Origin of the sequence: Mesorhizobium sp. M0601, assembly GCF_040320845.1 — a bacterium.
Taxonomy (GTDB): domain Bacteria; phylum Pseudomonadota; class Alphaproteobacteria; order Rhizobiales; family Rhizobiaceae; genus Mesorhizobium.
Genome location: NZ_JAMYQK010000039.1, coordinates 18,937 through 31,258, shown reverse-complemented (window position 1 = coordinate 31,258; position 12,322 = coordinate 18,937). Strand labels below are relative to the sequence as shown.

At 62.5% G+C, this 12,322-nt stretch carries 10 protein-coding genes and 1 pseudogene; 6 read left to right on the top strand and 5 right to left on the bottom strand.

From position 1 onward, the window contains the following. Positions 1-108: 108 nt before the first annotated feature. From tpiA to NKI41_RS26455, 5 genes are all read left to right on the top strand, one after another. The gene (gene tpiA, locus NKI41_RS26475; RefSeq protein ID WP_352474263.1) at positions 109-876 is read left to right on the top strand and encodes a triose-phosphate isomerase; all 768 of its coding nucleotides are present in this window, start codon (positions 109-111) and stop codon (positions 874-876) included. A gap of 163 nt (positions 877-1,039) precedes the next feature. Beyond that, positions 1,040-1,492 (top strand): preprotein translocase subunit SecG, encoded by a 453-nt coding sequence (secG, locus tag NKI41_RS26470; protein ID WP_352474262.1) that lies wholly within the window; start codon positions 1,040-1,042, stop codon positions 1,490-1,492. A gap of 199 nt (positions 1,493-1,691) precedes the next feature. Then, positions 1,692-2,813 (top strand): L,D-transpeptidase, encoded by a 1,122-nt coding sequence (locus NKI41_RS26465; RefSeq protein ID WP_352685756.1) that lies wholly within the window; start codon positions 1,692-1,694, stop codon positions 2,811-2,813. Positions 2,814-2,960: 147 nt separating this feature from the next. Further along, on the top strand, positions 2,961-4,589 hold the full coding sequence (pyrG, locus tag NKI41_RS26460; protein ID WP_352685754.1) for a CTP synthase: 1,629 nt from the start codon (positions 2,961-2,963) through the stop codon (positions 4,587-4,589). A gap of 10 nt (positions 4,590-4,599) precedes the next feature. Further along, on the top strand, positions 4,600-5,139 hold the full coding sequence (locus NKI41_RS26455) for a DUF1697 domain-containing protein (RefSeq protein WP_352685752.1): 540 nt from the start codon (positions 4,600-4,602) through the stop codon (positions 5,137-5,139). 29 nt (positions 5,140-5,168) lie between these two features. On the opposite strand, the gene NKI41_RS26450 is transcribed toward NKI41_RS26455, so the two are convergent. Both NKI41_RS26450 and NKI41_RS26445 read right to left on the bottom strand, forming a co-directional pair. Next, on the bottom strand, positions 5,169-6,626 hold the full coding sequence (locus NKI41_RS26450) for an NCS1 family nucleobase:cation symporter-1 (RefSeq protein WP_352474257.1): 1,458 nt from the start codon (positions 6,624-6,626) through the stop codon (positions 5,169-5,171). 193 nt (positions 6,627-6,819) lie between these two features. Then, positions 6,820-7,212, bottom strand: coding sequence for an MmcQ/YjbR family DNA-binding protein (locus NKI41_RS26445; protein ID WP_352474256.1), 393 nt, complete (start codon positions 7,210-7,212; stop codon positions 6,820-6,822). Between NKI41_RS26445 and NKI41_RS26440 the strand changes: the two are divergent. Next, positions 7,208-7,417: pseudogene (locus NKI41_RS26440) on the top strand (ABC transporter ATP-binding protein); the annotation flags it as partial. The gene NKI41_RS26445 and the pseudogene NKI41_RS26440 overlap by 5 nt on opposite strands. A 17-nt stretch (positions 7,418-7,434) precedes the next feature. Here the strand turns inward: NKI41_RS26440 and otsB are convergent. The 3 genes from otsB to NKI41_RS26425 form a co-directional block, all read right to left on the bottom strand. Next, positions 7,435-8,196, bottom strand: coding sequence for a trehalose-phosphatase (gene otsB / locus NKI41_RS26435; RefSeq protein WP_031211298.1), 762 nt, complete (start codon positions 8,194-8,196; stop codon positions 7,435-7,437). Beyond that, a complete protein-coding gene (locus NKI41_RS26430) occupies positions 8,193-9,974 on the bottom strand; it encodes an alpha,alpha-trehalose-phosphate synthase (UDP-forming) (protein WP_023674969.1) in 1,782 nt (593 codons plus the stop codon). The genes otsB and NKI41_RS26430 overlap by 4 nt, the downstream gene beginning before the upstream one ends. A gap of 179 nt (positions 9,975-10,153) precedes the next feature. Then, positions 10,154-12,316 (bottom strand): amylo-alpha-1,6-glucosidase, encoded by a 2,163-nt coding sequence (locus NKI41_RS26425; protein ID WP_352540550.1) that lies wholly within the window; start codon positions 12,314-12,316, stop codon positions 10,154-10,156. Positions 12,317-12,322: the final 6 nt, after the last annotated feature.

Here is a 12,322-nt window from a genome sequence, read left to right as displayed (position 1 = left end):
CGAGTCTGAAACAAGCGCAATAGCGCCCTTCCTGCCCACTGTCGATTGCTTTGTGGCCTGATTTTGATAGTGAGGGCCAGCTGGAAATTGCCCGGAGAAACAAATCCCATGACCACTGGAATCCGCCCGCTCGTCGCCGGCAACTGGAAAATGAACGGCACCAGCGCCTCGCTCAACGAGATCAGGATGATCGGCAACGGCTTCATGAGTGGGCTCGACGCCGAGACCGAAGCGGTGGTCTGCGTGCCGGCGACCTTGCTTGCGCACGCCGCCGAGATTCTGTCGCGCACGCCGGTGCGGGCCGGCGGAGAGGATTGCCACACCGAGGAGAGCGGCGCCTATACCGGCTGCATTTCGGCCGAGATGCTGAAGGATGCAGGTGCCAGCCATGTCATCGTCGGCCATTCCGAATGCCGCGCCGATCGCAAGGAGGACGATGCCTTGGTCCAGGCCAAGGCCTCCGCCGCATGGCGCGCCGGGCTGGTGGCCATCATCTGCATTGGTGAGACAAGAGCCGAACGAGAAGCAGGAGCCACGCTCGACGTGCTGTCGCGCCAGGTCGCTGGCTCGGTCCCGCCAAACGCCACGGCTTCCAACACCGTCATTGCCTATGAGCCAATATGGGCGATTGGGACCGGCTTGACCCCGACCGCCGCCGACGTCGCCGAGGCACATGCGCATATCCGCGAAGAACTGGCACGGAAGCTCGGCAATACGGCGGCCAAGATGCGCATTCTCTACGGCGGCTCGGTCAAGCCGTCCAACGCCATCGAGTTGCTCGGCGTCAGGAATGTCGATGGCGCGCTGGTCGGCGGCGCCAGCCTAAAGGCGGCGGACTTCCTCGGCATCGCGGAAGCCTATCGAAACATCGCTTGATACAAGGGCTGGCTGCTGCATTTGAGCGGACGGCCGGCGTCGAAATCGTTGCAAAGGACGCATTGCTTCCCATATTCCGGCCACGGGCTTGGAAATGCCGTCAAAGCATTGTATTGAGCCGCCTCCAAATCAGCGGCCGCACAAGGCCTTGCCAGGGTAAATTATGGAAACCGTACTGATCGTCGTCCACCTCATGGTCGTGCTCGCGCTTGTCGGCGTGGTGCTGCTGCAGCGCTCCGAAGGCGGCGGCCTCGGCATCGGCGGCGGATCGGGCTTCATGACCGCGCGTGGCGCCGCCAATGCGCTGACGCGGGCGACGGCGATCCTGGCTGCCGCTTTCTTCGTCACTTCGCTGACACTGTCGATCGTTGCGCGCTATGGCGAGAAGCCGATCGACATTCTCGATCGCGTGCCGGCGACCTCGGACGGAGCAGGCAAGGGCGTACTCAACCAATTGCCTGGAACCACGACGCCGACGCCGCCGTCGGGCACCACGGCGCCGACCCCGCCGTCCGGCAATGGCGCGGCAACGACGCCGCCGCCAACCGCTCCGGCGACGCCGCCAGCGACAAACGGCGCCACCGCGCCGGCTACGCCGCAGGTCCCCAACCAGTAATAGGGCAACTTATGCCGCGATCTGTTGTCGTTTGAACACAGTCGCGGCAAATGCCGCACGATCACGAAGATTCGACTGCGCCTCACGCTTGAGGCGCTTCCGGCTAATCGATTATACGTTGCACGCGGCATTCTCGGCGTCCTTGGGGGGCGCCGGGCGACGCCGTGGGCAACAAGCATTGAACGATCGGATCTTCCCCATGCAGCTTCGCAGCTTCATTTTTGCCGGCCTTTGTGCCGTGCTCAGCCTAGGTGCGCCCGCTTTCGCGGCCATGCCGACGGCAAACTCGGCCCACAAAGCCGCAACAACAACCGACGTCGTCAAGGTCGCTGCCAAAAGCGATGCAGCGCAATTGAAGCTTCTCAAGAAGAAGAAAGATCCGACGCCGGACGACCTTGCGCAGATCCGCAAGATCGAAGCCAAGATCGCAGCCGACAAGGACGCCGCTCGCGCCAAGGCACTCGAAGCCAGGAAGCTGGCGATGCGCGAGGCGGCGAAAGCCAAAGCCGATGCGGAACGCCAGGCGTTCCTTGCCAAGAAGAGCCAGCCGCTCGCAACGGCCAAGGTGGCTGACGCCACGCCGGCCAAGAAGAAGACCGTCAACATCATCGAACCGATTACGCCCATTGCGCCGATCCAGTCGGCCGAGCCGATCCCGGCCGAGGCCATGAACGTTGCGCTGACCGGCAACAATGGCGAGTTGCGCAGCGAACCGGTCGGGCAGAAGCCGCAGAGCGTCGGGCTGTTCGCGGGACTGTTCGGCGGCACATCCTCTTCGTCGATGTCGCTGCTTCCGGAAACACGCGCGCTCGACGCCGCGCTCGAAAGGAAGCAGGCCAAGCGGCAGTTCAAGGTCAAGCCGGAATTCGTGCCGCAGGAGGTCGAATTCACCGGCTACAACCCCGGCACCATCGTCATCGATACCAGCGCCCGTCGTCTCTACCTCGTCGAATCATCGTCAACCGCCCGCCGTTATGCCATCGCGGTCGGCCGGGAAGGCCTGCAGTTCAAGGGTACGGTTGCCGTCGGCGACAAGCAGGAATGGCCGCGCTGGATTCCGACGCTGGATATGCAAAAGCGCGAACCCAAGCACTATGGCCAGTACAAGGACGGCATGCCCGGCGGCGGCGACAATCCGCTCGGTGCGCGCGCCATCTATCTTTACGACGGCAAGAAAGATACCCACCTGCGCATTCACGGCACCATCGCGCCGCAGTCAATCGGAACCAGCGCCTCCAATGGCTGCTTCCGTATGATCAACGAGCACGTCATGGACCTTTACCGCCGGGTGAAAGTAGGCACCAAAGTCGTCATCATCTGACGCTTTGACAGATCGTGCCAAAAGGGCCGGCCTCGCCGGCCCTTTTGTTTTGATACGCCAACGACCAGAGCGCCTTCTTGGGAAAAAGCCTTCGCGGCGGTTTTTTCTCTGGCGGAATCAATTCGGCCGCGTTAAGCGATGACTCCCATGGCGCGATATGTATTCATCACAGGCGGCGTGGTCTCCTCACTTGGAAAAGGCATTGCTGCAGCGGCCCTTGGGGCTCTCTTGCAGGCGCGGGGCTATCGCGCACGCATCAAAAAGCTCGATCCCTATCTCAATGTCGATCCCGGCACGATGTCGCCCTATCAGCACGGTGAAGTCTTCGTGACCGATGACGGGGCCGAGACCGATCTCGATCTTGGCCATTATGAGCGCTTCACCGGCCGCTCGGCCAACCAGCAGGACAACATCACCACCGGCCGCATCTATAAGAACATCATCGAGCGCGAGCGGCGCGGCGACTATCTCGGCGCCACCGTGCAGGTCATTCCGCACGTCACCGACGAGATCAAGAATTTCGTCCTCAACGGCAATGACGACTACGATTTCGTGCTGTGCGAGATCGGCGGCACCGTCGGCGACATCGAAGCGATGCCGTTCCTGGAGGCGATCCGCCAACTCGGCAACGACCTGCCGCGCAACAACGCCGTCTACGTCCACCTGACCTTGATGCCTTACATTCCGACGGCAGGCGAACTGAAGACCAAGCCGACGCAGCATTCGGTCAAGGAGTTGCGCGGCATCGGCATCGCACCCGACATACTGCTGGTCCGCGCCGACCGGCCGATCCCCAAGGAAGAGCGCAGAAAGCTGTCGCTGTTCTGCAATGTCCGCGAAAGCGCCGTCATCCAGGCGCTCGACGTCCCGCATATCTACGACGTGCCGATGGCCTATCACAATGAAGGGCTGGATTCGGAAGTGCTGGCGGCCTTCGGCATCGATCCGGCGCCGAAGCCGCGCATGGAACGGTGGCAAGCGGTGTCCAACCGCATCCAAAATCCGGAAGGCGAAGTGACCATTGCCGTCGTCGGCAAATATACCGGCCTCAAGGACGCCTACAAATCGCTGATCGAGGCGCTGTCGCATGGCGGCCTCGCCAACCGGGTCAAGGTCAAGCTCGACTGGATCGAAAGCGAGATATTCGAGAAGGAAGACCCGGCGCCGTGGCTGGAGAAGGTCCATGGCATTCTCGTCCCCGGCGGTTTTGGCGAGCGCGGCTCGGAGGGCAAGATCCTGGCGGCGAAGTTCGCGCGCGAACGCAAGGTGCCGTATTTCGGCATCTGCTTCGGCATGCAGATGGCCTGCATCGAGGCGGCGCGTTCGCTGGCCGGCGTCGAGCACGCATCATCGACCGAGTTTGGTCCAACCGAGGAGCCGGTTGTCGGCTTGATGACCGAATGGCTGAAGGGCAACATGCTGGAAAAGCGCAGGGAAACCGGCGACCTTGGTGGTACCATGCGGCTCGGTGCCTACCAGGCCGACCTCGCCAAGGGATCGAAGATCGCCGAGATCTATGGCGATACCCAGATTTCCGAACGCCATCGCCATCGCTACGAGGTCAATGTCGACTATAAGGAGCGGCTCGAGGATTGCGGCCTGGTGTTTGCCGGCATGTCGCCGGACGGCGTGCTACCGGAAACGGTCGAATATCCCGACCACCCCTGGTTCATCGGCGTGCAGTACCATCCCGAGTTGAAAAGCCGGCCGCTCGATCCGCACCCGCTGTTTGCCAGCTTCATCGAGGCGGCGGTAGAGCAGTCGCGGCTGGTCTAACTAGCCGCCCATGCAAACTTACGTCGCGCTGCTCTACAGCATTGTCCTGGGCGAGGGGCGGCGGGTCGTCATGTCCGATCTGAAGGCGATGGCCGAAGGCCTGGGTCTGAATAACCCGCGCACGCTGGTGGCGACCGGCAATCTGGTTTTCGAGGCGCAAGAAACAGACCTTGCGGCGTTGGAGCAGCGGCTGGAGGTGACGTTCGCAAAGACTTTCGGCCGCCACGTCGACATCATCGTGCGCCGCGCCGACGGCTGGCTGAGGATGTCGGCCAGCAATCCGTTCCCAGCCGAATCGGCTGAGGCCGCGGACCAGGTGGCGGTGCGCGTGATGCGGGCGCCCGTTCCCGCCGAGACCGCCGCGGCGCTTGAGGCGTATGCCGGCAAGGACGAGAAGCTGCGGATTGTCGGCGGCGACATCTGGATCGTCTTTTCCCGCGAGACGCCGAGTTCGCGGCTGCTTGCGGCGGTCAGTCACAAACGTCTCGGCATCGGCACCTCGCGCAACTGGAATACGGTGCGCCGCCTGGCCGAGATGGTCGCAGAATAAACGGGGCGGCTCGCGCCGCCCCAAATCGCTCAGGCCTTGGCTATCCTGGCTCCGGCACCGAGTGCCATGGTGCGCAGCACGTAGTAGATGACGCCGGCAATTGCCACGCCGAAGAACCAGCCATAGACGCCCCACCATGACGGCAGCAGGCTGGTGAAGTTGGGCAGGATCGAGGAGAAGACCGCGCCGATACCGGCGGCGATGAAGGCATTGACATGCCAGCCGCCCTGAAAGCGGAATTCGCCATTCTCCCTGTAGAGCGCCTCGACGTCGACCTCGCCCTTCCGGATCAGATAGTAGTCGACCATCATCACGCCGAAGATCGGCCCCATCGTTGCGCCAATGATGTTGACGAAGGAGGCGGCACTGCCTTCCCAGGGCGCGAATGGATAGAGCACCAGCGCGATCAGCGCCGCGATGTAGCCGCCCTTCTTGAAGTCGATCTGGCGTGGAAAGACATTGGAGAAGTCGAAGGCCGGCGACACGAAGTTCGCCACCACATTGATGCCGAGCGTCGCCACCGCAAAGGTCAGGGCTGCGAGCGCCGCCAGGAACCAGCTGTCGAATTTCGCCGAAATCTGGTCGGGATGCAGCAGCACCTCGCCATAAACATCGAAGGCGGCGATCGTGGTGACGCCGGCGACCAGCGAGAACAGGATAAGATTGACCGGCAGGCCCCAGATGTTGCCCTTGCGCAGCGATGCCTTGTCGGGGGCGTAGCGCGCGAAATCGCAGAAGTTGAGATAGAGCGCGGAGAAATAGGTCACCCAGATCGCGGCCACCGCAAACAGCGAGGTCCAGGAGCCCGGCGTGCCCGGCACGCCCGCGTCCTTTGTCTTTTCCAGCAGCACATCCATCGGGATGTCGCTGGTGAACGCGAAGGTGCCTGCCTTGATGCAAAGATAGATCGCCAGGATCAGCATCATCACCCACACCGCCGGTCCGGCCCAATCCTGGAAGCGGCGCACCGTTTCCATGCCTTTCTGGATGATCAGGAGTTGCAGCGCCCAGATGACGGCGAAGCAGATCACCTCGAGCCCGGAGTGGCCGAGGAAATGGGTGCTCTGGTTGAAGTCGGCGAACCATTGCGAGCGGATCAGCAGGGCTACGATCGCCCCGGAGGCGGCCGCCGTCTGCGCGCCGTACCAGAAGCAGGCGACGATGGCGCGCACCAGCGCCGGTATGTTGGCGCCCCAGATGCCGAAGGAGGCACGCGCCAGGACCGGGTAGGGCACCCCGGTCTTCACGCCGGCATAGCCGACCATGTTCATCAACGCATAGATGATCAGCGAACCGATACCGATGGCGATGATGAAGTTGACGAAGCCGCCGCAGAACAGGAACAGGCTGGCAGCGAGATAGTAGCCCCACAGGCTGTGGACGTCCGACGTCCAGACGTTGAAGATCGAGAACGGTCCCCAGTTTCGAACCTTCGCCGGAGCGAGATCCTCATTGTACAGGTCCGGTGATGCGCCTTGTATTGTCATTGCTATGTCCTCCCCTTGCAACCGCACGCGCCTCCACGCATGGCACGCAGGTTAAGCCTGACGCAGGGGAACCGGCAAGCAGACGATTTGCCGGCTTTGGGCTTAAAGTCATTCAATGAGAAACGCGCTTATCGGCGTGGCGTCGTTGAGCTTCTAGCGCCGGCGATTCGTGGGGTGACACCGATCGCTCGACCTAAGCTCCAGAGTCCACCTTGTGCGTGATCAGGGCGGCAAGCTTTTTGGGCGCTTGTGCGCGATAACTCTCATCGAGCCATGACTTCAGTTGTCCCATCGGTGGCAGTTCGTCCGGTGCTGGTTCGAACGTCACCCATCCGCTCTTGCCAAGGCCGTACTCCGTCGGCGACGCATAGTGGAGCTTTCTCGCCTCGTCGCCGCTGTAGGGGAGTTTGAGGGAGATGCTGAACGGTTCGCCTTCAAGGCTCAAATAAGCAAAGGTCTTGCCTTTCACCGCGAGATCGTCGTGACCAGGCCACGGACTCTTTGTCTCGGCGCCTGGATAGGTGAGGCCGAAGGCGCGTAGTTCCTTGAGAACGGCATCGGTCGAAGCGCGCGATTTCCTACTCATCAACTCTCCTCCATCGCTGTCGGTGGCTATCCTGGCAGACGAGCCGACGGGGAGCCTCGACAGCAAGAGCTCGGAGCAGGTGTTCACAATCCTGCAGAATCTGGTGCGCGAACGCGGCAAGACGGTCGTGGCAGTCACGCATGACCTCGACATGGCCGCACGCATGGATCGCCGCATTCACATAGTGGACGGGAAGATCAGCTGAACCGGGCCACGGCGCGATCAGGCCACCGCCGACGTCTCGAAACTGGCCTCAAGCCAGGCTATTGCGCCCGTCACGTCGTCGAGGACATAGGTTGCGGCCGTCGGTCCGTTCGGCTTCACGCGGATGGAGATGCCGCCAATTTCATTGATCGCCTCGAAACCGTGTTCGTCCGATGTATCGTCTCCGAGGAATATCGGCCGCCGGCCAACAAAGGGCGGAATGTCCATGAAACGCCGGATGGCAGCACCTTTGACGGCTTCCAAAGGCATGAGCTCAACGCCGGCGTTTCCCGGAAGCACCCGATAACCCTTCGGAAGCCGGGCCAATGCCTGTTCGACGAGCTGGATTGCGGGTGCAAGCAGTTGCGGTGCTGCTCTTGTATGAACGGCAAGGACCGGCCCCTTGCGCTCGACATAGACCTTGCCGCTGCCCAGTTCGGCCTCGATCTCGTCCGCAAGGGCGGCGATGTCGGCCGGCGCGTCGGCGGCATCGATCGGACCGCTCGGCGTCAGCCGGTGCTCCAGCCCATACAGTCCGGCAATCCGCAGCTTCAGCGGGTGGAACAGCTTGTCCACGGCGGGAATCGATCGGCCGGTGATGAAGGCGACCGCACCATCCAGCCGCCGCTCGATGCGTTCGAGCAGATTGCGCAATTCCTCGCCGACGAACACCGCGTCGGGATGGGCAGCGTGTTCCAGCAGGGTTCCGTCGATGTCGAGGAAGAGCGCCCATTGCCCTTCCGACAGGTTCAACGCCGGTGGTTGTTCAAAGCTTTTCACGACGCTGCCTTCCGAGCCCGCTCGAACATCGAGATGACGTTGTTGGTGTTCGATGGCGGGCGCTCGCCGGTTCCGGTCACCCTGTCGAGATCGCCGCGTTTGCGCAGGCGCGCGGCGTCCAGCAGCATGCTGCCGGCCCAGCGGTAGACATTGTTGTCGCGGACCATCTCGCGCATCGGCCGCAAACGTTCGCGCTGCTCTTCCGGCGTCATCGTCAGCGCCTGCAACAGCGCCTCGCTCATCATGGCCGCATCGTAGGGGTTGACGATCAGTGCTTCCAGCAATTCGCGCGAGGCACCGGCGAAGGTGCTGAGCAAAAGCACGCCCTGTTCGTCGTCGCGCGCTGCGACGAATTCCTTGGCGACAAGGTTCATGCCGTCATGCAGACTGGTGACCATACAGATGTCGGCGGCACGATAGACCTCGTAGACCTGCTCCTGCCGATGATGTTCGGCGACCATCAGGATAGGGCTGTATGTCTCGCTGCCATAGCGCCGGTTGAGCTCCTCGGCACAGCGGCGGCATTCGTCGTGGAGTTGCTGGTAGGCGGGCAATGTCCCCCGGCTCGGCGCGGCGATCTGCAGGAAAACCACCTTGCCTATCCATTCGGGATATCTCGTGAACAATTCGTCCAAGGCATGGAAGCGATCGAGAATGCCTTTCGTGTAGTCGAGGCGCTCGACGCCAACGCATAGTTTGGTATCCGCAGACAGGCCGAATCTGTCGCGCACGCTGGCGCGGCACTCCTCCACAGACGGCAGTTTTGCCAGCAATTGGGCCGGCCATTCTATGGAAATGGGATAGGCGTGGACCAATGTGGTCTGCCCACCATAGGAGATTGCCGCGTCTGCCCGTTCGATCCGGCTCTCCAGAAAGCGGTCGACACTTTCGGTGAAGTTGTTGGCATGGAATTGGGTATGAAAGCCGATGATCGAACTGCCGAGCAGTCCTTCCAGGATCCGCTCACGCCACGGACAGATGCTGAATACTTCCGAATTAGGCCACGGGATATGCCAGAAGGTGATGACTATCGCGTCCGGCAGGCGCTGGCGGATCATGCGCGGCAGCAGCGCGAAATGATAGTCCTGCACCAGCACGATCGGCCGTTCGTTGCGGGCTTCGGCAACCACCGTATCGGCGAATTTGCGGTTGACGGCCTCGTAGGCGTCCCAGTCCGAGGCGCGAAACACGGGGCGGGTGAAGGCGATATGGCAAAGCGGCCATAGGCCCTCATTAGCGAAGCCCAGATAGTAGCCCTGATATTCCTCCTCCGTCAGCCAGACCCTGCGCAGCGTGTAGGACGGATTGCCTGGCGGCACCTGCACCCGGTCGTCCTTGTCGACGGTGAGACGGTCTGCCGTGCCGCCGCCATAGGCGATCCAGGTGCCGGCACAGGCGCGGGTGATGGGCTCGAGTGCCGAAACCAGGCCGCTGGCCGGCACCAAAAGTTGGACCCCGTCGTCCTTGATGTTGTGGATGTAGGGTTCGCGGTTGGACACCACGATGACCTGTGCGTCCGGCAGGTCGTCGGCCAGGATCTTGCGCAACGTGTCGGGCGACCACGTGACCAGTGCCGCATCGGCGGACTGGCCGTTCTTTTCGAACTCGCGCAGCACCTTGCGTGCCGCTTCCGAGGCGACATCCTCGCTCGGCGTGTATGCGGCGGCCGTTGCGCGACCGCGGCGCTGGCGGGATATCGACAGGAGAATGGCAAAAGCGGAAAAGCCAAAACTTGCAATCAGCAAAACCCAGAGCAGGTTTACAGTATAATCTGACATGGAATGTGATCTCGCCTCCGGCCGGCCGATAGCCGTTTTTTTTATTTGTTTTCTGGTTCGCCGCCGTATGACAACGACAGCGTCCCCACCCCGCCCATTTTTGCAACGCACAAAGAGGCTATCGGTTCCGGACGATTGCAACGCGCGCGTCATTTTCGATGCGCCGCAGCGCGGCGGCATCAAGTGCGCACGATGAGCGGCACCATCCCCTCATACCGGTCGGCAAGAAAGGCGACGACCCGGTCGCCGACACGCTGGAATGTGAGGTCGACCACTGTCGAGCCGACACCCAGATGCCGCAATGTCAGCGTGTCGATGCCGATCGGCAGCCTTGGGCGGGTGACCCGGATTTCGCTGTTCCAGCCGTCGATTTCGAGCCCAAGGCAGGCCTGCATCAGCATGAAGGCCGATCCCGCTGACCAGGCTTGCGGCAGGCACGCGACGGGATAGGCGATGGGCGCTTCGCCCGGCGACCGGGTAAAGCCGCAGAACAGTTCCGGCAGCCGCATGTTGAAATGGACAGCCGATTCGAACGTGCCGCTCATCAGCCGAACCACGCTGTCGCGCACGCCATAACGTGCCAGGCCTGCACCGCACATGGCGGTGTCGTGCGGCCAGATCGAACCATTGTGGTAGGACATCGGATTGAAGAATATCGCATCGTCGGCCAGCGTCCTCACGCCCCAACCAGAGTGGAACGACGCGGAGAGCAGCTGATCGGCGACCATCTGCGCCCGTTCCGGCTCGGGCAGCCCGACAAAGAGAAGATGGCCGGCATTCGACGTCCGTACCTTGCAGAGCTCGCCTGCACCATCGATCGCCAGTGCATAGAAATTGAGATCGTCCATCCAGAAATGGCGTTCCACCGCGGCGCGCATGGTTTCGGCGCGTTCCTCCCAATGATCGGCCTTGTCGTCCTCGCCGCGGCGGCGGGCGAGCGCCGCCAGCCCACGGAACGCGGCAAAGACGTAGCCTTGCACCTCGACCAGGGCGATCGGCCCCTTGGGCATGCGGCCATCGGCATGGAAGACGGAATCGAAACTGTCCTTCCAGCCCTGGTTGGCAAGGCCGGTCTCGGCGCCGCGCTGGTAGGTAACGAAGCCGGTCGCGCGGCTTGTCTCCTCCGTCCATTCGGCCGCTGCACAGAGCGATGGCCACAGGCTGTCGACGAACGCCATGTCGCCGGTACGATCCGCATAGGCGCAAGCGAGATGAATATAGAGCGGCGTGGTATCGACGCCGCCGTAATAGCGGCCGAACGGGAGCTCCCGCAGTGCCGCCATCTCGCCCTTGCGGGTCTCGTGCATGATCTTGCCGGGCTGCGAATCGCTGAACGGCGACGTTTCGGTCGCCTGATGCTGGGCGAGAAAGGCGAGTACGCCGCGCGCCAGCCCAGGATTCAACCACAGCATCTGCAATGCGGAAATCACCCCGTCACGGCCAAATGCCGTCGAGAACCAGGGTATGCCGGCATAGGGGTAAGGTCCGGTTGCAAGCTCGGTGGTCAGCAGCGCCACGTCCGCGCGCGCGCGTTCGATCCAGTCGTTGAAGACGCGGCCAGAACTGTGCACCGTCGCGCCGTGGCGGCGTTTGGCGCGCATGCCGAAGCGAGCGCGGGCGGCTGCAGCCCGAAAACGGTCGCGGTCGGGTGTCTCCGCCACTTCCGGGCCGACCTCGATATAGAGGACCTCGCTGCTGCGCTTCGTCACCGCAACCAGGAAATCCGCGCGGCTGGCGGTCAAATTGTCCGGCGCCTGCGAGAACGAGATCGCCGACAGGCGCACGAGTTGGTCCAGCCCGTCATATCGAAGCACCACGGATGTCGGACTGGTCTCGGCGGCGTGGGCTATTCCGCGCTTGAGCCGGGTCGAACCGCGCACCTCGAACATGTCGCGGAAATCTGCTGCGAAATGCAAGGAAACCCGAATGGCCGACGATTCCTGGCTGTAGTTGGAAAGGGTGATGCGCTCGAACAGCCGGTCCTGCCAAAGCAGCCTGACGCGTTCTATGTGGATCGCGCCCTGCGGAATGTCGCGACCACCGACACTCTGGATCGGCAGATTGGTCAGGTTCGAGGTGAAAAGCACATTGTCCTGGCTGAGCGAGGCGCCGAGCAACGACATTTGCCGGCCACCGACCGTCAGCCGGAATTCCGAAAGCACACGCGTGTCGTCTCGGAAAAAGCCATCGCCGGCGCCGCGGATGTCGCCATAGGCGTCGGCCACCGCGAAGCAGTCGGCTTGCTTGAGGGCGAACAGCCGGTGCGGCTCCCGGGGCGCAACCTCGTCGAGGGAGGCAAGGGCTACGGCGGGATCAAGCTTACGCTCGTCGAGTTGATTCATACGTCA